Annotated in this window: 17 protein-coding genes; 9 read left to right on the top strand and 8 right to left on the bottom strand. The window is 64.2% G+C overall.

What is annotated here, in order from left to right; all coding sequences use genetic code 11:
• Window positions 1–372 precede the first annotated feature (372 nt).
• Window positions 373–2,550: a malate synthase G gene (locus AC2T3R_RS01745; RefSeq protein ID WP_486744563.1), complete on the top strand. Its 2,178-nt coding sequence runs from the start codon at window positions 373–375 to the stop codon at window positions 2,548–2,550.
• A 139-nt stretch (window positions 2,551–2,689) separates the two neighbouring features.
• On the opposite strand, the gene AC2T3R_RS01740 is transcribed toward AC2T3R_RS01745, so the two are convergent.
• Complete coding sequence (locus AC2T3R_RS01740; RefSeq protein ID WP_085721480.1) at window positions 2,690–3,229, bottom strand: response regulator; 540 nt, start codon at window positions 3,227–3,229, stop codon at window positions 2,690–2,692.
• A gap of 116 nt (window positions 3,230–3,345) precedes the next feature.
• Here AC2T3R_RS01740 and AC2T3R_RS01735 point away from each other — a divergent pair, with 116 nt between their 5' ends.
• The 8 genes from AC2T3R_RS01735 to AC2T3R_RS01700 all read left to right on the top strand — a co-directional run bounded on the left by AC2T3R_RS01735 (window position 3,346) and on the right by AC2T3R_RS01700 (window position 14,667).
• On the top strand, window positions 3,346–5,283 hold the full coding sequence (locus tag AC2T3R_RS01735) for a DUF294 nucleotidyltransferase-like domain-containing protein (protein ID WP_486744562.1): 1,938 nt from the start codon (window positions 3,346–3,348) through the stop codon (window positions 5,281–5,283).
• Window positions 5,280–5,990: a 3'-5' exonuclease gene (locus tag AC2T3R_RS01730; RefSeq protein ID WP_486744561.1), complete on the top strand. Its 711-nt coding sequence runs from the start codon at window positions 5,280–5,282 to the stop codon at window positions 5,988–5,990. The genes AC2T3R_RS01735 and AC2T3R_RS01730 overlap by 4 nt, the downstream gene beginning before the upstream one ends.
• A gap of 227 nt (window positions 5,991–6,217) precedes the next feature.
• A complete protein-coding gene (locus tag AC2T3R_RS01725) occupies window positions 6,218–6,736 on the top strand; it encodes an RNA polymerase sigma factor (protein WP_486744560.1) in 519 nt (172 codons plus the stop codon).
• Window positions 6,733–7,689: a FecR domain-containing protein gene (locus tag AC2T3R_RS01720; RefSeq protein ID WP_486744559.1), complete on the top strand. Its 957-nt coding sequence runs from the start codon at window positions 6,733–6,735 to the stop codon at window positions 7,687–7,689. Before AC2T3R_RS01725 ends, AC2T3R_RS01720 begins: the two co-directional genes overlap by 4 nt.
• Window positions 7,690–7,909: 220 nt before the next feature.
• The gene (locus AC2T3R_RS01715) at window positions 7,910–10,345 is read left to right on the top strand and encodes a TonB-dependent siderophore receptor (protein ID WP_410952112.1); all 2,436 of its coding nucleotides are present in this window, start codon (window positions 7,910–7,912) and stop codon (window positions 10,343–10,345) included.
• A gap of 141 nt (window positions 10,346–10,486) precedes the next feature.
• Window positions 10,487–11,599 carry a PepSY-associated TM helix domain-containing protein gene (locus AC2T3R_RS01710; protein WP_486744558.1) on the top strand — a complete coding sequence of 371 codons (1,113 nt, stop codon included), beginning with the start codon at window positions 10,487–10,489 and terminating at the stop codon, window positions 11,597–11,599.
• Window positions 11,596–11,781, top strand: a complete 186-nt coding sequence (locus AC2T3R_RS01705) for a hypothetical protein (RefSeq protein ID WP_486744557.1) — start codon at window positions 11,596–11,598, stop codon at window positions 11,779–11,781. The genes AC2T3R_RS01710 and AC2T3R_RS01705 overlap by 4 nt, the downstream gene beginning before the upstream one ends.
• A gap of 66 nt (window positions 11,782–11,847) precedes the next feature.
• Complete coding sequence (locus AC2T3R_RS01700; protein WP_486744556.1) at window positions 11,848–14,667, top strand: dermonecrotic toxin domain-containing protein; 2,820 nt, start codon at window positions 11,848–11,850, stop codon at window positions 14,665–14,667.
• On the opposite strand, the gene AC2T3R_RS01695 is transcribed toward AC2T3R_RS01700, so the two are convergent.
• From AC2T3R_RS01695 to waaF, 7 genes are read right to left on the bottom strand one after another with little or no spacing between them, the layout of a single operon-like run.
• Window positions 14,628–16,070 (bottom strand): lipopolysaccharide kinase InaA family protein, encoded by a 1,443-nt coding sequence (locus AC2T3R_RS01695; RefSeq protein WP_013970541.1) that lies wholly within the window; start codon window positions 16,068–16,070, stop codon window positions 14,628–14,630. The genes AC2T3R_RS01700 and AC2T3R_RS01695 overlap by 40 nt on opposite strands.
• Window positions 16,070–16,822 carry a lipopolysaccharide kinase InaA family protein gene (locus AC2T3R_RS01690; protein ID WP_367244975.1) on the bottom strand — a complete coding sequence of 251 codons (753 nt, stop codon included), beginning with the start codon at window positions 16,820–16,822 and terminating at the stop codon, window positions 16,070–16,072. The genes AC2T3R_RS01695 and AC2T3R_RS01690 overlap by 1 nt, the downstream gene beginning before the upstream one ends.
• Window positions 16,819–17,553, bottom strand: coding sequence for a lipopolysaccharide kinase InaA family protein (locus tag AC2T3R_RS01685; protein ID WP_421397167.1), 735 nt, complete (start codon window positions 17,551–17,553; stop codon window positions 16,819–16,821). Before AC2T3R_RS01685 ends, AC2T3R_RS01690 begins: the two co-directional genes overlap by 4 nt.
• Window positions 17,553–18,359, bottom strand: coding sequence for a lipopolysaccharide core heptose(I) kinase RfaP (gene rfaP, locus AC2T3R_RS01680; RefSeq protein ID WP_013970539.1), 807 nt, complete (start codon window positions 18,357–18,359; stop codon window positions 17,553–17,555). Before rfaP ends, AC2T3R_RS01685 begins: the two co-directional genes overlap by 1 nt.
• Window positions 18,356–19,480 carry a glycosyltransferase family 4 protein gene (locus tag AC2T3R_RS01675; protein WP_289805326.1) on the bottom strand — a complete coding sequence of 375 codons (1,125 nt, stop codon included), beginning with the start codon at window positions 19,478–19,480 and terminating at the stop codon, window positions 18,356–18,358. Before AC2T3R_RS01675 ends, rfaP begins: the two co-directional genes overlap by 4 nt.
• Complete coding sequence (gene waaC / locus AC2T3R_RS01670; RefSeq protein WP_015268679.1) at window positions 19,480–20,538, bottom strand: lipopolysaccharide heptosyltransferase I; 1,059 nt, start codon at window positions 20,536–20,538, stop codon at window positions 19,480–19,482. Before waaC ends, AC2T3R_RS01675 begins: the two co-directional genes overlap by 1 nt.
• On the bottom strand, window positions 20,539–21,588 hold the full coding sequence (gene waaF / locus AC2T3R_RS01665) for a lipopolysaccharide heptosyltransferase II (protein WP_013970536.1): 1,050 nt from the start codon (window positions 21,586–21,588) through the stop codon (window positions 20,539–20,541).
• Window positions 21,589–21,725: the final 137 nt, after the last annotated feature.

Below are 21,725 nucleotides of genomic sequence, written 5' to 3'. Positions count from 1 at the left end.
GCCGCAGGGCAATCCGCACAACGAATCGTGTACTGTTTCAAGATTTATCTGGAACAATCCACCTGTTTTTTGCGAACATACTCACTCCCAGCGTGACCATACGCGACCAACGGGTCGCATAACGGCGCTTTTAGTCTGATTTTGCCCCGCCTACTGCTTCATGTAGTATCCCGTGGCGCGGACTACAAAACGTCGTTTGGATGTCTGCCAAGGCGCCTGTGAAAATACGCACACTGTCTGCCAGCCGGTCTGGCAGGCCGCACCCAGCCGCGCTCGGGACTTTACTCGGGGGCATGCACTGGTGCCGTGTTTAGAGAAGCGCTACAGGCTTAATACAGAAGAGCGAAATAGCTGAGCAGAGTGAGGCAAGCAATGACTGGATACGTTCAAGTCGGTGGCCTTCAGGTCGCCAAGGTCCTGTACGACTTCGTGAACAACGAAGCCATCCCAGGGACCGGCATCGTCGCCGAGCAGTTCTGGGCCGGTGCAGAGAAGATCATCAATGACCTCGCTCCAAAGAACAAAGCCCTGCTCGCCAAGCGCGACGAGCTGCAAGCCAAGATCGACGCCTGGCACCAGGCACGCAAAGGCCAGGCCCACGACGCCGTAGCCTACAAAGCATTCCTCCAGGAAATCGGCTACCTGCTGCCACAAGCCGACGATTTCCAGGCCACCACCCAGAACGTGGACGAAGAAATCGCCCACATGGCCGGCCCACAGCTGGTCGTACCGGTGATGAACGCCCGCTTCGCCCTGAACGCCGCCAACGCCCGTTGGGGTTCGCTGTACGACGCGCTGTATGGCACCGATGCCATCAGCGATGAAGGCGGCGCCGAGAAAGGCCAAGGCTACAACAAGGTACGTGGCGACAAGGTCATCGCCTTCGCCCGCGCCTTCCTCGACGAGGCCGCGCCACTGGCGGCCGGCTCGCACGTCGACTCCACCGGCTACCGCATCGAAGGCGGCAAGCTGGTAGTTGCCCTGAAAGGCGGCAGCAACAGCGGCCTGCGTGACGATGCCCAACTGATCGGCTTCCATGGCGATGCCGCCGCGCCGACTGCCGTGCTGCTCAAGCACAACGGCCTGCACTTCGAAATCCAGGTAGACGCCAGCACCCCGGTCGGCAGCACCGACGCCGCCGGCGTGAAAGACATCCTGATGGAATCGGCGCTGACCACCATCATGGACTGCGAAGACTCGGTTGCCGCCGTCGACGCCGACGACAAGGTGATCGTCTACCGCAACTGGCTGGGCCTGATGAAAGGCGACCTGGCCGAAAGCGTGAGCAAGGGTGGCAAGACCTTCACCCGCACCATGAACCCGGACCGCGAGTACGCCGCGCCCAACGGCGGCAGCGTGACCCTGCACGGCCGTTCGCTGCTGTTCGTGCGCAACGTTGGCCACCTGATGACCAACCCGGCGATCCTCGACGCCCAGGGCAACGAAATCCCCGAAGGCATCCAGGACGGCCTGTTCACCAACCTGATCGCCCTGCACAACCTCAATGGCAACACCAGCCGCAAGAACACCCGCAGCGGCAGCGTGTACATCGTCAAGCCGAAGATGCACGGCCCGGAGGAAGTAGCCTTCGCCGCCGAAATCTTCAGCCAGGTCGAAGACCTGCTGGGCATGAAGCGCAATACCGTCAAGGTCGGCATCATGGACGAGGAGCGCCGTACCACGGTCAACCTCAAGTCGTGCATCAAGGCCGCAGCCGAGCGCGTGGTGTTCATCAACACCGGCTTCCTCGATCGCACCGGCGATGAAATCCACACCTCGATGGAAGCCGGCGCCGTGGTGCGCAAGGGCGCCATGAAAAACGAGAAGTGGATCGGTGCCTACGAGAACAACAACGTCGACGTTGGCCTGGCCACCGGCCTGCAAGGCCGTGCGCAGATCGGCAAAGGCATGTGGGCCATGCCCGACCTGATGGCAGCCATGCTTGAGCAGAAGATCGCCCACCCGTTGGCTGGCGCCAACACCGCCTGGGTGCCATCGCCGACTGCAGCCACCCTGCATGCCCTGCACTACCACAAGGTGGACGTACAGGCGCGTCAGCGTGAACTGGCTTCGCGCACACCCGCGTCGGTGGATGACATCCTCACCATCCCGCTGGCCGCCGACACCAACTGGTCGGCCGAAGAGATCCGCAACGAACTGGACAACAACGCCCAGGGCATCCTCGGCTACGTGGTGCGCTGGATCGACCAGGGTGTAGGTTGCTCGAAGGTGCCGGACATCAACAACGTCGGCCTGATGGAAGACCGCGCCACCCTGCGCATCTCGGCTCAGCTGCTGGCCAACTGGCTGCGCCATGGCGTGGTCAGCCAGGAGCAGGTGCTGGAAAGCCTCAAGCGCATGGCCGTGGTGGTGGACCAGCAGAACGCCAGCGACCCTCTGTACCGCCCGATGGCACCGAACTTCGACGACAACGTCGCGTTCCAGGCGGCGGTAGAACTGGTGGTGGAAGGTGGCAAGCAGCCGAACGGCTATACCGAGCCGGTACTGCACCGCCGTCGCCGCGAGTTCAAGGCGCGTAACGGGCTGTAAGCGACATCTGCGACAGCGGGCCGCTTTGCGGCCCAATCGCCGGCAAGCCAGCTCCCACAGGGACTGCACAGGCCCCAAACGCTGTGCGGTCCCTGTGGGAGCTGGCTTGCCGGCGATGAGGCCGGAACAGGCTCCTCAGCTAAGCGATCTGCAGTTCTTTCTTCACCAACTCCAGCAGCCTGTCCAGGTCGACCGGCTTCAGAAGAAAATCCACAACCCCCAGGTGCATCACGTCCACCGCCTCTTTCACGTCGGTATCGCCCGACACCACGATGATCGACAACGCCGCCCGCTCTGATTCGCGAACCTTGCGGATCAGGTCCAGGCCATCCTCGGGTTGCATGCGCAAATCCGTAATCATCAAGCCAATCCGTTGCTGGTAGTGCAGGTACAGCCTGGCCTCCTCGGCCCCATCCGCCCCGACACAGTCAATCCCCCGGCTTTTCAGGTACAGGATCAGCGCCTCACGATTCACCGCATTGTCATCCACCACCAGCACCAGTGGCTTGGCAACCACGGGCGCACTTACGAGGGCCAATGCCTCACGCTCGGCGTCACTCAGGATGTCGTGTTGCTCAGGCATGCTCATCTCGTCAAAAAAATTCCGCTTCAGCATTAGGACCGCAGAACTTGCGTAACCCGGCTGGCCTTTCGTCGGGTCTTTGACAGGGGCGCTCATAGACTTACGTCCAATGGGCACCATCCCGCCGCAAGCCGACCATGGAGGCAGAGAACAACATGGCCGGCACCTATATATATAGATATATAGTTCGGCATAGCGATACGGTCAGTTTCATGAGCAAAAAGGACGCCTACAGCCAGGCGGGAAGGACGGCAGTGCTGCAGAACATCCAGGGCACCTTGCAGTTCCTGCAGCGTTTTCCGCCGTTCAACCAGATGGAACACAGCCACCTGGCCTACCTGGTCGAACAGTGCCAGCTGCGCTTCTATGCCAGCGGCGAAAGCATCGTCAAACCTGCCGATGGGCCGGTCGAGCACTTCTACATCGTCAAGCAGGGCCGCGTGGTCGGCGAGCGCCAGCACCTGGTCAAGCCTGGTGTGGAGACCACCTTCGAAATCACCAGCGGCGAATGCTTCCCGCTGGCTGCCCTGCTCGGCGAGCGGGCGACCCGCACCGAGCACCTGGCCGGTGAGGACACCTTCTGCCTGCAACTGAACAAGGCCGCGTTCATCCGCGTGTTCTCGATGTCGGAAGTGTTTCGGGATTTTGCCCTGCGCGGGGTCAGCAGCCTCCTCGACCAGGTCAACCAGCAGGTACGCCAGCGCGCGGTGGAAACCCTCGGCACCCAGTATTCGCTGAACACGCCACTGGGTGAACTGGCCATGCGCCACCCGGTGGTGTGCAGCCCCGAAACGCCTCTGCGAGACGCCGTGCGACTGATGCACGAGCAGCAGGTTGGCAGCATCGTGGTGGTCGACCCGCAGCGCTACCCCACCGGTATCTTCACCCTGCGCGACCTGCGCCAGGTGGTGGCGGCGGCCGATGCCGACCTGGGCGCGCCCATCGCGCGGCATATGACCGCCCAGCCGTTCTACCTCAGCCCCCAGGCCAGCGCCTTCGACGCAGCCATGGCCATGACCGAGCGGCATATCGCCCACGTATGCCTGGTGGAAAACCGACGCCTGTGCGGTGTGGTTTCGGAGCGCGACCTGTTCTCCCTGCAACGGGTCGACCTGGTGCACCTGGCGCGCACCATCCGCCATGCGCCACGCCTGGACACCCTGGTCTCGCTGCGCGGCGAAATCAGCCAACTGGTCGAGCGCATGCTGGCCCATGGCGCGTCATCCACGCAGATCACCCAGATCATCACCCTGCTCAACGACCACACCGTGTGCCGGGTGATCGAACTGGCGCTGGCCGAGCGCGGTGACCCGGGCGTGCCGTTCAGCTGGCTGTGCTTTGGCAGCGAAGGGCGACGTGAACAAACCCTGCACACCGACCAGGACAACGGCATCCTCTTCGAAGCCGTCGACGGCGCCGAAGCCAACGCCATCCGCGCACGGCTGCTGCCGCTGGCGCAATACATCAACCAGTGCCTGGCCCAGTGCGGCTTCACCCTGTGCAAGGGCAACGTCATGGCCGGCAACCCCGAGCTGTGCCTGTCGCGCAGTGAATGGGCGCGGCGTTTTGCCGGTTTTGTCCGCGAAGCCAGCCCGGAGAACCTGCTGGGCTCGAGCATCTATTTCGACCTGCGCGTGGTGTGGGGCGACGAGCAAGGTTGCGAGCAGCTGCGCCAGGGCCTGCTGGAGCAAGTGGCCGACAACCGCATCTTCCAGCGCATGATGGCTGACAACGCCCTGCGCCAGCGCCCGCCGGTGGGCCGCCTGCGCGAGTTCGTGCTGACCCGCCAGGGCAACGACAAGGCCGCCACCCTCGACCTCAAAGTCCAGGGCCTGACGCCCTTCGTCGATGCTGCGCGGCTGCTGGCCCTGGCCAACGGCATCGGTGCCTGCAATACCCTGGAGCGCCTTCGCCAGCTCGTGGCCAAGGGCGTGATCGAGGTACTGGATGGCGCAGCGTATGAAGAGGCCTACCACTTCATCCAGCAAACGCGCATGCAGCAGCACCAGCGCCAGACCCGCGACAACCTGCCCTATTCCAACCGCCTGGACCCGGACAGCCTCAACCACCTGGACCGGCGCATCCTGCGCGAGTCCCTGCGCCAGGCCCAGCGCCTGCAAAGCAGCCTGGCCTTGCGGTACCAGCTATGAGCCTGTTCGCCTGGCTGCGCCCCAGTGCGCCGGAACTGGACCACGCCACGCGCCAGCGCCTGGCCCGGCTGCCCAAGCCAGCGCCATTGGGGGTGTGTACCCTGCGCGAGCAACGCTGGGTGGTGCTGGACCTGGAGACCAGCGGCCTGAACACTAACCGTGACCAGGTGCTATCGATTGGTGCCGTCGCCATCGAAGACGGCGCCATCGACTTTGCCCAGCAGTTCGAACGCACCTTGCACCGGCCTTTGCAGAAGACCAACGCCAGCGTGCTGATCCATGGCCTGGGCCCGAGTGCCCTGGCTGCCGGTTGCGACCCGGCCGAGGCCTTGCTCGACCTGCTCGACTTCATTGGCAACAGCCCGGTGTTGGCATTCCATGCGCCGTTCGACCAGCGCATGCTCGCCCGCGCGCTGAAGGAAAGCCTGGGCTATCGCCTGCACTCGCCCTTCCTGGATGTTGCCGAGCTGGCGCCGATGCTCAACCCCGACACAGTGCTGCGCGAGGCCGGGCTGGATGACTGGGTGGCGCGGTTTGGCCTGCAGGTAGAGGAGCGCCATCACGCCAGCGCCGATGCTCTGGTCACCGCCGAACTGGCACTGATCCTGTTCAGCCAGGCCCGGCGCCAGCAGCTGGACAGCCCGCTGCAGCTGGAGCAGCGCTTGCGCGGGTGGCGCAGGCGCAAGGTGCACAACCACGGCCTGTAGATTTGTATTGACCTGACAGGGCCAATCGCCGGCAAGCCAGCTCCCACAGGTACTGCACAAGTTCCAGAATCAACGCGTTTCCTGTGGGAGCTGGCTTGCCGGCGATTGGCCACCTGCCTTTTCCATGATGGCCATCCGATAAGCGTCCATTGCACCCACCCCCTCCCCTCTGCAACAATCGCGAATAATTATCGTTAGTTAATGCATTCGTTCCGGGGGGACGCTGCTTGTCTTCTGCACAGAGCCCACACGCCGATCTGGTCGGTGCGCTGTACCGCGACCATCGCGGCTGGCTGCTCGCCTGGCTGCAACGCAGCATGGCCTGCCGCCAACGTGCCGAAGACCTGAGCCAGGACACCTTCGTGCGCCTGCTCGGCCGTGCGCAACTGGATACGCCCCGCGAACCCCGCGCGTTCCTGGCCGCCGTGGCCAAGGGCCTGATGTTCGACCACTTCCGCCGCGCCGCACTGGAACAGGCCTACCTGGCCGAACTGGCCCTGATGCCGGAAGCCGAACAACCTTCCCCGGAAATGCAACACCTGATCCTCGAGGACCTCAAGGCCATCGACCGCCTGCTCGGCAAGCTGTCGAGCAAGGCCCGCGCAGCATTCCTGCACAATCGCCTGGACGGTATGAGCCATGCCGAAATCGCCGAGCGCATGGGGGTTTCGGTGTCGCGGGTGCGCCAGTACATCGCCCAGGGCATGCGCCAGTGCTACGTGGCCCTGTACGGGGAGCCGACGTGAGCAGTTCACCGGTTTCGTCCCGGGTGCTGGAAGCCGCCATTGCCTGGAAGCTCAGCCTCGACAACGGCAGCGGCACACCTGACGAGCGCAGCGAATTCATGCGCTGGCATGCCGCCAGCGAGGAGCATGCCCGCGCCTGGCGCCAACTCGGTGCCATGGACCAGCGCGTGAGCGCCGCTGCCGGCCCGGCACGCCAGGCCCTGCTGCAATCGCGCGCCGGGCTGCGCCGACGTATCGGCAAGGTCGGCGGCGGGCTGGCCGGCATGTTTCTGCTGGGCTCGCTGCTGGCCTGGGTCGGCGCACCATCGCTGGCACCGAGCTACTGGCTGGCCGATCAGCGTACCGCCACCGGCGAACTGCGTACCCTGCGCCTGGAAGACGGCACCTTGTTGAGCCTGAACAGCCACACGGCCGTGGATATCGACTACGCCGGCAAGCAACGGGTGATCGTGCTGCACCAAGGCGAGATTTCGGTCGAAACCGGCCATCAGGACCGGCGCCCGCTGCTGGTGCGCACCGACGATGGCCGCCTGCGCCCGTTGGGCACGCGCTTCCTGGTGCGCCGCGAGGACGACGGCACGCGCCTGGAAGTGCTGCAAGCTTCGGTCGCCGCCATGCCGCTGAACAGCGGCGACGAACAGGTGCTGCGCGAAGGCCAGCAGGTTCTGATGAACGCCAACGGCCTTGGCCGGATCGGCACGGTGCCAGCCGGTGCCGACGCCTGGACCCGCGGCATGCTGGTGGTGGACAACGTGCGCCTGGCTGACCTGCTGGCCACGCTTGGCCAGTACCGCAGCGGTTACCTCGGGGTAGACGACCAGGTCGCCGACCTGCGGGTGACCGGCAGCTTCCCGCTGACCGATACCGACCTGGCGCTGTCGTCGCTGGTGCCGGCACTGCCGGTGAAGGTCGAGCGGCATACGCCGTGGTGGGTGACCGTCGGTCCCCAATAAACCTGTACCGGCCTCTTCGCGGGCTCGCCCGCTCCCACAAGTACCCCACCGTGCTTGAAACCTGTGTGGTACCTGTGGGAGCGGGCAAGCCCGCGAAAGGGCCGGTACAGGCAAAAGCCAACTTCAAATAATTCTCAATTTTTTTCAGATTCGCCCTGTCACTTTTCAAATCTCGCTCGGCAAGGAAGCAGAAAGCACTTATCCGTCGAGGAGCCTCTGCATGTCCCGTGCTGTTGATCGTATCCTGCGCCCCAGCCTGATGGCCCTGGCCATCGCCGTGACCGCACCATTGGCCAGCCCTGCCCTGTTCGCCGCCGAGCAATCCGCTCAGCGCGCCTACGACCTGCCCAGCGCCCCGCTGGCCACCACTCTCAACCAGATCGCCAGCCAGGCCGGCATCACCCTGGCCATCGACCCGGCATTGGTAAGCGGCCGCACCTCGGCCCCGGTGAGCGGGCAGTACGATGGCCTTGGTGCCCTGCAGGCCGCCCTACGCGGCACCGGCCTGCAACTGCAGCAAAGCAGCGTGGGCAGCTACAGCCTGGTGGCTACGCCGGAAGGGACACTGGCGTTGCCGGAGACTGCGATCAATGCGACTTCCAGCTATGAAAGCGCCTGGGGACCGGTAGAGGGTTACACCGCGACCCGGACAGCAGCTGGCACCAAGACCGACACCGCCATCGCCGAACTTCCCCGCTCGGTAAGCGTGATCACCCGCCAGCAGATGGAAGACCGGCCGGTGCTCAGCCTGAACGACGCCCTTCGCTACACCGCTGGCGTGCAGAGCAGCGGCTATGGATCCGACTCGCGCAGCGACTGGTTGCTGGTACGGGGTTTTGTGCCTACCCAGTTCCTCGATGGCCTGCCATTGCCCAAGGGCAACTACGCCACCCCCAAGATCGAGCCCTGGAACCTGGAGCGCATCGCCGTGCTGCGTGGCCCGGCCTCTTCGGTCTACGGCCAGACTCCACCAGGTGGCCTGCTTGACATGACCAGCCGTCGGCCGCAATTGGAAAGCAGCCACGAAGTCGAAGCCCAGGTTGGCAGCAACAACCACAAGCAGATCAACTTCGACAGCACTGGCAAGCTCGACGATGCAGGCCAGTTCCTGTACCGAGTGAGCGGCACCGTGCGTGACAGCGGTTCGCCGGTAGACCACATCCCGGACAAGCGCTACAACATCGCGCCCAGTCTGACCTGGAACATCAACGACGACACCAAGCTGACTTTCATCAGCCAGTACACCCGCGATGACACCGGCATCACCGGCCAGTTCCTGCCACTGCAAGGCACCAAGCTGGATAGCCCCGCAGGCAAGATTTCGCACCACAAGAACCTGGGCGACCCGGATTGGGAATCCTACGACCGCACCTACTACCACCTGGGCTATGCGTTCGAGACCCGTCTGAACGATACCTGGCAGTTCCGTCAGAACCTGCGCTACGCGCGTAACGAACTGGACTTCAAGGGCATTACCGCCGGTGGTTCGATCTGGCCAGCCGGCCCGGACGAAGCTGTCAGCGCAGATGGCACCGTGCAACGCACCGCCGGTATCGTCGAGGAGGACATCTCCCAGTTCGCCTTGGACAACAACTTCCAGGCCGACTTCCAGACCGGCCAGGTTGCCCATACCCTGCTGTTGGGTCTCGACCACCAGCGCTCGGACAGCAATGCCCGCTGGCGCTGGGGCTCGGCTGGTGTGCCACCGAGCAATATCCACAACCCAATCTACGGTCAGGATTTCTCGAACGTTCAGTACTTCGACATGTACGACTACGACCAGAAAACCCAGCAGACCGGCCTGTATATCCAGGACCAGATGGCCCTGGACAACTGGCGCCTGACCCTTGGTGGCCGTGAGGACTGGGTGCACACCGGCACTACCTTCCACAACCAAGGCGATGCCACCAACACCCAACGCGACAAGAAATTCAGTGGTAACGCAGCACTCAGCTATGTATTCGATAACGGCCTGACGCCTTACATCTCCTATGCCGAGTCGTTCCAGGCTGCCACCGGTTCCACCGTCAACAGCACCGATGCCTTCGAACCGACCGAAGGCAAGCAATACGAACTGGGCATCAAGTACCAGCCTCCAGGCAGCAATAGCCTGTTCACCGCTGCTGTGTTCGACCTGACGCAGGAGAACATGTCGGTGACCGAGGGTGGTGTAACCCGCCAGGTTGGCGAAGTGCGTGTCAAAGGCCTGGAGCTGGAGGCTACCTCGGATGTGACCGAGAACCTCAAACTGGTGGGCTCGTACACCTACAACGACAGCGAAATCATCAAAGGCACCAGTGACGAGAAAGGCAAGCGCATGGCGCAGGTGCCGCGCAACCAGGCCACTGCCTGGGCTGACTACACCTGGCACAGCGGACCACTGGATGGGTTTGGGGTCGGCGTTGGCGTGCGCTACGTGGGCGATACCTACGGTAATACCACTAACACCGATTGGGGGCATGTGGGGTCCTACACCGTCTACGACGCATCGGTGCACTACGACCTGGGCCGCCTGAACAGCACTCTCAAGGGAGTGACCGTAGCCGTGGATGCGAAGAACCTGTTCAACAAGGACTACTTGTCTACCTGTGACGGGTACTACTGCTACTACGGCGACGAGCGCAACGTGGTGGCCAGTGTCAATTACAAGTTCTGAGTGAACGGGGGCCGCTTTGCGGCCCTTTCGCGACACAAGGCCGCTCCTACAGGAAAACGTGCTCACCTGTAGGAGCGGCCTTGTGTCGCGAAAGGGCTGCGCAGCTGCCCCAGCTTCCAACAGGCAAAAATCGGTACCGTGATGAAAAGCCCAACCATCCGCCGCTGGTCGGTGATCCACACCTGGAGCAGCCTGGTCTGCACCCTGTTCCTGCTGCTGCTGGCAGTCACCGGCCTGCCGCTGATCTTCCACCACGAACTCGAACACCTGCTCGGCGATGCCCCTGAACTGCGGGAAATGGCGGCCAAAACCCCACACCTGGACCTGCAGCAGTTGGTGATCAAGGCCGAGCAGCACCGACCCGACGAGGTCATGCAGTACTTCGGCTACGACGAGGACGAAGCCAACGGCGTAGTGGCCATAACCGCCGCCACCGCCGGCACCGAACCCAATTCTTCGCACACCTTCATGCTCGACGCCCGCACCGGTGAAGCCGTGGCCATGCCGGCCGCCAACGGCGGCTTCATGATGACCATGCTGCGCCTGCACGTGGACATGTTCGCCGGCCTGCCCGGCAAGCTGCTGCTGGCCTTCATGGGCGTGCTGTTCGTCGTGGCGATCATCTCCGGCACCGTGCTCTATGCACCGTTCATGCGCCGCCTGGACTTCGGCACGGTGCGCCACGGCAAATCCCGTCGCCTGCGCTGGCTCGACCTGCACAACCTGATCGGCGTGGTCACCTTGGCCTGGGCACTGACGGTAGGCGTGACCGGTGTCATCAGCGCGCTGTCGGACCTGGTCATCGCCGCCTGGCGCAACGACAGCCTGGCCGCCATGGTTGCCCCATACCGTGATGCCCCACCGCTCACCGAACGCGCCCCGGCAACCCACCTGCTGACCATCGCCGAACAGGCCGCCCCCGGCATGCGCCCGGACTTCATCGCCTTCCCCGGCACACGCTTTTCCAGTGAGCACCACTATGCGGTGTTCATGAAGGGCGCCACGCACCTGACCTCGCACCTGCTCACGCCCGTGCTGATCGATGCGCGAACACTGGCAGTGACCGCCGTCGGCGAACGCCCCTGGTACATGGATGCCATGGGCCTGTCGCAACCGCTGCACTTCGGTGACTACGGTGGCCGGCCCATGCAAATCCTGTGGGCGCTACTCGATGTGCTGACCATCATCGTCCTCTGCAGCGGCTTGTATCTGTGGTGGGGCAAACAGCGCACGAAGCGGGAGGCGCGGGCATGAGCCACAAGTCACAGCCGACCTGGCGCATCTTCATCTGGCCGATGGTCGTGGCCTTGCTCACTGCCGTGGGGCTGTTTGCCGCCTTGCTGGGGGACGGGGCATGGGACAGTCTCGCCTGGCTCGGCCTGGGAGTGTCGGCTGCTCTGGGCCTGCAAGGTTTCTACCCTCATTCACGGCAGTAACCGGGTAATACACGCACACTCTTTTGCTGCGACATGGTTGGCTGCCATCTTCCCAGGAGCCATACCATGACACCTTTGCAGCGCCTCGAAGCGCTCGATCAACAACTCATCGCCCTTGAGCAGGGCAAACCCGAACTGGCGGGCGAAACGGAACCGCCCGCCATACGTCAGCGTTTTTTCGGTGACCTGGCAGCGTTCTGGAACGACCCTGTCGAAGCAGGCCACAGCCGCGCCCGACAACTGCGCGAACTGCGTCATGAGCAACTTCTGGCCGAGCTGGAACTGCGCCTCGCCGACCAGACCCTGGACTACAGCCACATCAGCCTGCTGCGCACCTCCCTGGAGCTGCCGCTACCCTGGCAACGCAACCACCTGCCAGACTCCCACCGGGCACAGGTTTATCGGCCGGTATTCAACCGTTCAAGCCCCCATGGCCGGTTGCCGTTACCCGGCGTGCTGGTATTGGTGGCAGACGCACCGGAAGGGGCCGTTGCCGAGCCTGCAACAGCCACGGGCCAGGCACTGCTGTGCAGCGTTTCTCATGGCGTTGAAGGCTTCGCCAACCTGGCCGAACTGCATAGGGAGCTGTGCGAGCGCCTGGACGACCCCATGCAAAGCCGGCCAATGCTGCAACTGCTCCCCCGCCTGCAGGACCAGCAACTGGTCCGGTGTGCCGACCGGCTGCGCTACGAGTGGTTTACTGGCGACCTGGTCGAACAACAGGCCACTGACGTGATCGACGCGCAGCATCAACGGCTTACCATCGCCTGGCACGCCGCCTGGGCGCTTGACCAGAACCCGAATCTACCGGCACTGAAAAGCACCCTGGCCAAACAGCAGTCACTGACCGATCTCATGGGCAGCCAATATGCGTTGTCCACCCGTTATGCGCTGCTGCTGGAAAAACACCTGCCCGCCTGGCTGCGCCAGAGCTCCACGCAAAGCCTGACGCACATCATGCAAACGATCCAAGAGCTCGCCGGGGCCATCACCCAGGCTGCTGCACCCGGCCTTTTGACCCTGGAGGCGTTCGGCAATCGCCACCACCTGCTGGCATGGGTGCGCGAACGCCTTGGCAAGGCGCTGCGGCGCGAATTCTCCATCGAATTGCCTGCCGAAAAAGTCTGCATAACCGTCACGCTTGCACACCGCACCGGCCCGCTGATCAACCCGCTGGCACCTTCGGGTTACGTGGCCGTTGCCAACCGTCGCCATGTCGGTGGCACCATCGAACTGGTAACCACCACCTACCGCCTGGACGAGCTGGCCCTGCTGAACATCGGCTGGTTCGACGTCGATTACTGGCTGACTGCCCGAATACACCACGAAGACGGTTCCACGCTGGAATCAATATCCGCTGAAGGGGTAAAGCGCCTGGTGCGTGAGCTGGACGCCGGCAGTGGCTACATCCGCTACCTGCGAACCCACCTGCTGGAGTCTCCAGGTGCGCGCTGGCGCATGCAATGCCACGGCAACATGAACCGCGCCCGCATGCGCGCCGAGGCTGCCAAGGCCCGCTATGCCAGGCACTTTCTGAACGATACCCACGAGCGGGGCTATCGCTGGGTCAAGGCCGTCACCGACCACCCCGACAACAATTGGCGCCCTACCATCGACGAGCATCGTATCGCGGTGCGCCAACTGATCATCGACGGGCACACGCTGCAAGGGGTACTGCTGCTCAATGCCGAGAGCGACAACCAGCCGTCGCTGGTGCTGTATACACCGGACGCTCCCGACCGGCGCGCATGGCGTGAATACCCCGATACCCGGGCGCTGCTCAGAACCCTTCGCAGCACGCCTTCCTTGCGAAAGTACCTGATCCAGCGCGCGCCTCTGGCTGATGGCAAGCGGCTCGACAAGTTGGTGCGCAAAGGCCGCCTCGGGCCATATGTGCAAAGACCAATGATCAACGGCAACCTCTTCGATGCCCTTTACAAGGCCCAGGTCCACGCCATGATCGCCGAGGCCGATACCAACAGCCGCAGCAACCGCGAGCTGCTCGGCGAGTACGGGCTGTCGACGCTGCGCCTGGTTCTCGACATGATCAGCCTCGTGCTACCGGCCCCGACAATGTCAGCCCTGGCCTTCGGCCGTATGTCGATTTCGCTGTGGGACGGCTTCGAAGCCCTGGAAAAAGAGGATTACGCAGCAACCTTCCACCACGCCATGGCCGCTTTGAGCCACAGCGCCGACGGGTTGTCCAGTTTCGCTGGCTCACCCCTCATGCGCAGGGCGATGCGCGGCCTGCCACCGCAACCTCCGCGCCCACTGCCGAATACCCACGAAGCGGCCGTGGATGTGAGCAAGCTGCGCTACCGGATCGACGGCGTTCATGGCGAGGAAGTGTACGAACAGATCAACAGCGTGCCAGGTCCGGACCGGTACTTCGTCAAGGACAGCCAGGGGCGGTTGTACAACGTCCACTTCGACGGCTATCGCTGGCGGGTACTCGACCCCAGGCAGCCGGATGCCTACGCGCAACTGCCGATCAAACGGCTGCGCAACGGCAATTGGGTGGTCGATTCCATCGTGCTTTGGCATGACGGGTTGCCTGACATAGCCCACCTGTTGGAAGAGGTACGCCTGCAACAACCATTAGCGGGCGAACCGGTGGCAGGGGACGCCGACCTGCACGACGCTGGGGGGCAACTCTATCTGCAGTTGGGTAACCATCAGTTGCCGGTTCGACGGCACCTGCTTGCCGGGCAATACCATTTGCTGCTGCCCGAGAAGGCACTGGGCGCAGTCCACGCCTGGGCAGTATTGCGCCAACAGGGCGGCCAATGGCGCATTCGCGTGCGCCAGCCAGGCCGCAGCAGCGACTGGCTGGCACTGCCGGCGGATTACTCGGCCAGCTTGGGCAACAGCCGGTCCAGCCGCTGATGCAAGGCACTGCCACTCGGCCAGTTGCGCAGCAGCCGCGCCCGATCACGGGCGTAGGCCGGGGCGAAGCTGAGCTGGGTGGCGTGCTGGCACATGGCGTCAAGGTCGATCAGCGACCATTGGCCGTTGTGCCAGAACAGGTTGTGGCCCTTGAAGTCACCATGGCTGATACGCTCGCGAATCAGCTGCTGCATCACATGCACCAGGGCATCCACCTGCTCCTCGGGCGCATCGCCGTTATCCACGTAGGGCGCGAAGCATTCGGCCAGGTCAGGGCCATCGATATACTCGGTGACCAGGTAGGCACGGCTTCGCAGCCCCATCACCCGTTGCTCCAGCACCGCGAGTGGACGCGGCGTGGCAATGTCGAGGAATTCCAGGCGATGGCCTTCAATCCAGGAATGCCAGGCCCGGCTCGGGCGCCAGAAGCGCTTGAACCAGTGTGCGGTGTTCTTGATGTTGTAGCGCTTGAGCACCAGCGTGCGGCCGCCAACCTCGATGCGCGCCACACTGGCCGCACCCCCGGTCTTGTACAGGTGACCCTGGTCGATCAACGCGTCAGCCTGCTCCAGTACCGGCAGCATGGCTTCGACCTCGTCGCGGCGGATTGCCCGCAAGCCCGAAAGGCTGCGCTCGACACTGAACAGGCTGCATTCACGACCAGCCTTTTCCAGGTAATCCTTCTGGCGCCAGCTGCGCACCTTGTCCACCTGCTTCTGCAAGGCTTCCAGCGGCAGCGCATGCTCGGCGTTGGCCAGCAGGTAGTGCACCAGCAGTTCTTCGATGAAAGGCTCCAGGCGCTTGGGGAGCTGAGCGAAGAACACCCCCAGGTTTTCCAGCACACGCGGGCGTGACAGCTGCTGGCCAGGCGTTTCGGCCTTGATGCCGGCGCCGTCGATCAGGTACAGCTTGCCGCCGTGGCGCAGCAGGTTGTCCAGGTGCAGGTCTTCCTGCCATAAACCCCGGGCGTGCATGTGCGCCACTGCAGTGAGCGCCTCGCCCAGCACCAGATGCTGCTCGTCTGCCAACACCGGCAAACTCTCCACTGCCGCCCAGGCATCGGCCAGGCTCTCGGCGCCGTCGAGGAATTCGAACAGCAGCCAGCCGCCCTCGCCTTCCTTGAGGCCGTCAGCCAGCAGCTTCGGCGTGGTCAGGCCCTGCTCGGCCAGCAGTTTCACGCCTTGCAGTTCGCGCTGGAAATGCCGTGCAGCGTTACCACCGACCAGCAGCTTGGCCAGCACGGGGGTACCGCGCCACACGCCGGCACCCACATAGCGCTGGCCCGGCAGCACGCGCAGCAGGCTGAGCAATTGCAGGTCGGCCGTGCCGGCGGCATCGGCCAGGGTGATGCTCAGGGGCAACGAGGGGCTGCGCCCGGCCTCTTTCAATTCAGACAAACGCATCAGCGGGCCTCTTTTTCACGACGGCGTTGCGTCAGGCGTTGCAGCCAGGTATCGACCAGCGTGCCATCGGCAGGCTGCGCCAGGTAGCTGGCCAGCAAGGTACGTACATCGCGCTCGCCCCAGACCGGTGCGCGGCGCAGCAACGGCTCCAGGTCCTTGAGGCGGTCACGCATGCCGAACAGCAGGGGTCGGGTCTTCTCCAGGTCGATCAGTTGCGCGTCCCAGCCTTCGCGGCGCTGGCGCAGGAAGATGTGCTTGGGGTAGAAGCAACCATGCACCTGGCCGGCGCTGTGCAGGGTGCGCGCCAGCTGGCCGCAGGCCTGCAGGACGCCATTGCGTTCAGCATCGCTCAGTTGTGGCCACCGGGCCAGCAAGCTGTCGAGGTCGGCCCATTCGTCCAGAGCACGAGTCATCAGGATCGCCCGGTGCGTGCCGCCTTTCTTGCGCTCGCCGTAGAACACCGCCTGCAAGGCCGGAATCTGCAGTTTCTGGTAACGGCTGATGTTGCGGAATTCGCGGGCGAAGGTCGGCTCGCCGAATGGCCGGTGCAGGGTACGGGTCAGGTAGTCGCTCTGGCGCTTGAGGTAGTAGCCCTTGCCCTCGAGCTCCAGGCGGTACACGCTGCTCCAGCCACCGCGGCCGGTGTTCGGTTCGTCCACGGCATCCAGTTGCAGCGCCCACAGTGCCTCGAAGTCGTCCAGGCCATGGCGCTTGAGCAGCGCGAGGTCCGCGCTGGCCAGGTAATCGGTCATTCCCTTCCCTCGAAAAAGCTCACCACCTGGCGAATGCGCTTCTTGTCACGCACATTCAGCCGGTCGCGGCCACGATATTGCAGGTAGAAACGCAGGCGCTGGGTCGCCGACAGGTGGTATTTGGCCACTTTGTCCAGGCATGCCAGGTCCTTGATCATCCGGTGCCGCCACATGAAGCCGCGCCAGAAATCGCCGGTGGGGCAGTCGATGAAGAATAGCGTGCCCTGGTCGTCGACCAGCAAGTTGCGCCATTTCAGGTCGTTATGGGCGAAGTGGTGCTGGTGCATGACCCGGGTGTGGCGCGCCAGCTGGCTGCTGACATGCCCGACCCAGGCGCGATCGGCCAGGCGTGCATCGTTACGCTCGGCCAGCGCCGACAAGTCTTCGGTACGCGGCAGTTCGCGGGTGATCATGGCCCCCCGGCCAAAGGCCAGGCCATTGCGCTCCAGGCCCCAGGCCACCACTTCGGCAGTAGGGATGCCCCACTTGTCGAACTGCTTGAGGTTCTGCCATTCGGCCTTGATCCGCGGCCGGCCCAGGTAACGGCGCATGTGCTTGCCGGCCCCGGTGTAGCGCTTGACGTAATAATTGACCCCGTCACGCGTGATACGCACCACCTCACTGAGCGGGTCGCGGGTCAGGCGCTCGCCTTGCAGGGCAAATACAGCATCGAGGCTGCCGAAGTCCGCCGCCAGGTGTTGGTAGCCTGGCGCCAGTGTCCACCCCGCCATCAGAGTGCATCCCCATAGCGTTGCTTGCGATCGTAGAGTTTCTGCGCCTTGCGCTCCAGCCAGGCGAGCAGCGCGGCTTCATCCTTAAGGACCTGCCGCAGCGGGCGCTGGAAGTAACCGCGCAGGAAGCGCAGCTTGTCGCGCTGGGTCAGGCCGATGTCCAGCGCCGAGAAGTACAGCGCGGCCAGGTCCTTGTCGCGCCAGCGGCGGCTGATTTTCGCCCGGGTCTGCGCGCGGTGCAGGTCGATTACCGACAGTTTGAAGTCTTCCGCTGTCACCGGGCGGTCGGTGTGCAGCAGGAAGTGGCAGATGTAGCAGTCGCGGTGGTTGACCCCGGCGCGGTGCATGCCGCCGGTCATCTTCGCCACTTCGGCGATCAGCGCGCGCTTCAGGCGCGGCTCGGGCGGCTGCCTGACCCAGTCGATGCTGAAGTCTTCCAGGCTGATGGTCGGCGCCAGCTCTTCGGTGATGATGAACGAGTGCTGCGCGGCCGGGTTGCTGCCACGCTCGCCATAGGCGACGGCTGTCATGGTCGGCACGCCAACCTGGTGCAGGCGCTGTATGGCCTGCCATTCCTGGCCGGCGCCGAGTACCGGCAGCTTGGCGGTAAGCAGGTTCTTGAAGATCTCGCCCCAGCCGATGCCGCGGTGGATCTTGACGAAAAAGCCCTCGCCAGCGACTTCGGTGCGCAGCGTGCGGCGCCCTTCCAGTTCGCGATAGACCTCGCCTTGCAGCGCCTCCACGGCATCGAAGGCATCACGCCCGGCCCACAGGCGCTTGAACGGTTCGGCCAGTATCAGCTTCATGCGGACTCCTGCCCCAGGATCACGTCGGCGGCATGCTGCGGCATGCTGTACAGATCGGCGGTTTCAGCAAACGCCAGGCCGTTGCGCGACCAGCTGGCGCGGGCCTGCTGGTCTTCGAGCATGCGCTGCAGGTAGCCATTGAGCTGTTCCTGCTCGAACGGCTCGTCCAGCACCAGGCCACTGTCGGCCTCGGCGATATAGTGGGCGTAGCCGCATACTTTGGAGACCAGCACCGGCAGGCCGGCCACCAGTGCCTCGAGCAGCACCGTGCCGGTGTTCTCGTTGTACGCCGGGTGGATCAGCAGGTCGGCGCCAAGCAGAAAGCGCGGGATGTCGCTGCGGCCCTTGAGGAACTGCACCTGCTCGCCCAGGCCCAAGGTAGCGCTTTGCAGCTGGAACACCTTGGGGTCATCCTGGCCTATCACCATCAGCCTGGTACGTTTGCGCAAGGCCGATGGCAGCGCGGCCAGGGCCTTGAGGCTGCGGTCAACGCCCTTGGTCTTGAAGCCTGAGCCAATCTGCACCAGCAGCAGGTCGTCATCGCCCAGGTTGAATTCCTTGCGGAACTCGGCGCGGATTTCGCCGGCATTGGCCGGCGCGCGGCGGTCCTGGGAAATGCCCGGCGGCAGCAGGTGGAAACGCTCCACCGGGGTGCCGTAGTGCTTGATGAACAGCGGCTGCTGCACTTCGGAAATCATCAGCACTTCGGTACGGGCGTCCTTGGCGAACACCGCGCGTTCGTATTCGGCAAAGTGCCGGTAACGACCCCAGCGGCGGTACAGGCCGCCACGCAGGGTCTGCGCCTTGTCCTCGAAGCAGCCGTCGGCGGCGTAGTACACATCCAGCCCAGGCATCTTGTTGAAGCCGATCAGGCGGTCGACCGGGCGCTTGGCCAGGTCGGCGGCCATCCAGGCGCTGAGCTTCTCATTGCGGCGGTGATTGAAAATCGCCTTCACCGGCGCCACCAGCACTTCGAAGCCCGGCGGAATGTCACCCTCCCAGATCAGCGTGTACACACGGATCTGGTGGCCCCGCTTCTGGCATTCCAGGGCAATGCGCATGAAGTCGCGCTGCAGCCCGCCGAAGGGGAAATATTTGTAAAGCACGAAAGCCAGTTGCATCAACGGACATCCTCAGCCAGCAGCAACGCGCTCAAGCGGCTCGCCACATGCTCGGGATTCAGGCGAGTGAAGCACAGCGGCCACTCGCGTTTCAGATCGAACCGGCGCAGGTCGTCGGCGCTCGGTTTGTAGGTGCACTTCTTCTGCAGGCAGGGCGCGCAGGGCCAGTCACTGGCCTGGTGAATCTGGGTCCGTCCGTAGGCGCCGGTCAGGCCCGGGTTGGTCGGGCCGAACAGCGAAATGGTGGGCACATCGAGTGCCGCCGCCAGGTGGCCGAGGCCGGTATCGACCGCCACACAGGCTTTTGCCGCCGCCAACACGCGTGCGACGCCGGCAAGGTTCAATTTGGGGAGCACCTGGCAGTTGTTCAAGCCCTGGGCGATGCGCTCGGCCCGCGCCTTCTCGGCAGGATTGCCCCACGGCAGGCGCACTTCCAGCTTGCGCCGGCCCATGCGCTCGGCCAGTTCGCGCCAGTAGGCTTCGGGCCAGTGCTTGGTCGCCCAGGTGGTACCGTGCAGGAACACCACATAGGGGGCGGCCGGCGGCAGTTGCAGGCGCTCGAGGTCGAGGCCGTAGTTGCCGATGCCTTCCGGCAGGTCGTAGGCCAGGGCCATGGCGAACAGCTGGCGCACCCGCTCCACCGCATGCTGGCCGGTGGCAACCGACAGGCGCCGGTCATAGAAGCGGCTGGCCCAGCCCTCCCGGGCCGAGTAGCGGTCCAGGCCAGCCACAGGCGCCTTCACATAGCGGGTCAGCCAGGCCGACTTGACCAGGCCCTGGGCGTCGATCACCAGGTCGTACTTGCGCTCGCGTACACGCTGCTTGAATGCCTTCCACTCACCGCTCTTGATGGTTTGCCAGAGGTTCTTGCGCCAGCGGCGAATGGCCACCGGGATCACCTGGTCGACCGCCGGGTGCCAGCTGGGGATTTCGGCGAAGCCTTCTTCCACCACCCAGTCGAAGCGGATGCCCGGGATGGCGTGGGCGGCATCGGTAAGCGCCGGCAAGGTGTGAATCACATCACCCAGCGACGAAGTCTTGATGATCAGTACCCGCACTTAGTCGACCTCGGCCACGGTATCGATCAGGTCCGGCCCGGTCAGGCTGTGCAGGGCAGCGATGACTTTGCCCGGTTCCAGCAGGCGCAGGCAGTTGTAGTGGCCGAAGCGGCAGGTGCGGTCGAAGCACGGGCTGCACTCGATGCCGGTGCGCACCACTTCCACGTGCTCGGCCAGCGGCGGGGTGAAGCCCGGCGAGGTCGAACCGTACACCGCCACCAGCGGGCGGTTCAGCGCGGCGGCCACGTGCATCAGGCCCGAGTCGTTGGACACCACGGCATGGGCGCAGGACATCAGGTCGATGGCCTCGGCCAGCGAGGTTTCGCCGGCCAGGTTGGACGACTCTTCACGCAAGCCCGGGATCAGCCGATCGCGAATCTGCTCACCGACCGGGTGATCGTTCTTCGAGCCGAACAGCCACACCTGCCAGCCCTGGCGGATCATCGCATCGGCCACGGTGGCGTAGTGCTCGGCCGGCCAGCGCTTGGCCTCGCCGAACTCGGCACCGGGGCATAGCGCCAGCACCGGGCGGTCAAGCTCCAGGCCGAACTTGGCCAGGGCGGCGTCGCGGCTTTGCGCTTCGATCTGCAGGCTGGGGCGCGGGTACGGCTGCGGCAGCTCGGCGCCGGGTGCGTAGGCCAGGGCCATGAAGCGCTCGATCATCAGCGGGTAACGGGCCTTGTCCAGCTTGCGCACGTCGTTGAGCAGGCCGAAGCGCATTTCGCCGCGCCAGCCGGTGCGCTTGGGGATACCGGCAAAGAACGGCACCAGCGCCGACTTCAGCGAGTTGGGCAGCAGGATGGCCTGGTCGTACTGGCCGGCCAAGGACTTGCCGATGCGTCGCCGCGTGGCCAGTTCCAGTGCGCCGTGGCCGAGCGGGAAGCTCAGGGCCTGACGGACCTCGGGCATGCGTTCGAGGATCGGCCGGCTCCACTCGGGGGCCAGCACATCGATCACGCAGTCGGGATGCTGCTGTTTCAGGCACTGGAACAGGGTCTGCGCCATCACCATGTCGCCGACCCAGCTGGGGCCAATGATCAGTATTCTCATGCTTAGTCCAGAAACGCTCGGGGAGGCTACAGGCTGCGGTACAGCCTGGCCTCCCCTCTTTATATTCAGGCTATGTGGCGGACAGTGTACCACTCACATGGCCCATTCGCGGGCACGCCCGCTCCCACAGGTATTGC

The sequence above is a fragment of the Pseudomonas sp. PVC-5-1 genome (assembly GCF_057444345.1).
Note: the sequence above shows the minus strand (reverse complement) of the source record. Positions and strands in the feature narration are given on the sequence as shown.

Bases quoted from the DNA above. Each gene is read 5' to 3' on its own strand.
- AC2T3R_RS01710 (WP_486744558.1), top strand. From the start codon at position 10,487: ATGAAAAGCCCAACCATCCGCCGCTGGTCGGTGATCCACACCTGGAGC.
- AC2T3R_RS01745 (WP_486744563.1), top strand. From the start codon at position 373: ATGACTGGATACGTTCAAGTCGGTGGCCTTCAGGTCGCCAAGGTCCTG.
- AC2T3R_RS01715 (WP_410952112.1), top strand. From the start codon at position 7,910: ATGTCCCGTGCTGTTGATCGTATCCTGCGCCCCAGCCTGATGGCCCTG.
- AC2T3R_RS01730 (WP_486744561.1), top strand. From the start codon at position 5,280: ATGAGCCTGTTCGCCTGGCTGCGCCCCAGTGCGCCGGAACTGGACCAC.
- AC2T3R_RS01695 (WP_013970541.1), bottom strand. From the start codon at position 16,070: ATGCGTTTGTCTGAATTGAAAGAGGCCGGGCGCAGCCCCTCGTTGCCC.
- AC2T3R_RS01740 (WP_085721480.1), bottom strand. From the start codon at position 3,229: ATGAGCGCCCCTGTCAAAGACCCGACGAAAGGCCAGCCGGGTTACGCA.
- AC2T3R_RS01700 (WP_486744556.1), top strand. From the start codon at position 11,848: ATGACACCTTTGCAGCGCCTCGAAGCGCTCGATCAACAACTCATCGCC.
- AC2T3R_RS01705 (WP_486744557.1), top strand. From the start codon at position 11,596: ATGAGCCACAAGTCACAGCCGACCTGGCGCATCTTCATCTGGCCGATG.
- AC2T3R_RS01675 (WP_289805326.1), bottom strand. From the start codon at position 19,480: ATGCAACTGGCTTTCGTGCTTTACAAATATTTCCCCTTCGGCGGGCTG.
- rfaP (WP_013970539.1), bottom strand. From the start codon at position 18,359: ATGAAGCTGATACTGGCCGAACCGTTCAAGCGCCTGTGGGCCGGGCGT.
- AC2T3R_RS01690 (WP_367244975.1), bottom strand. From the start codon at position 16,822: ATGACCGATTACCTGGCCAGCGCGGACCTCGCGCTGCTCAAGCGCCAT.
- AC2T3R_RS01735 (WP_486744562.1), top strand. From the start codon at position 3,346: ATGAGCAAAAAGGACGCCTACAGCCAGGCGGGAAGGACGGCAGTGCTG.
- AC2T3R_RS01685 (WP_421397167.1), bottom strand. From the start codon at position 17,553: ATGGCGGGGTGGACACTGGCGCCAGGCTACCAACACCTGGCGGCGGAC.
- waaF (WP_013970536.1), bottom strand. From the start codon at position 21,588: ATGAGAATACTGATCATTGGCCCCAGCTGGGTCGGCGACATGGTGATG.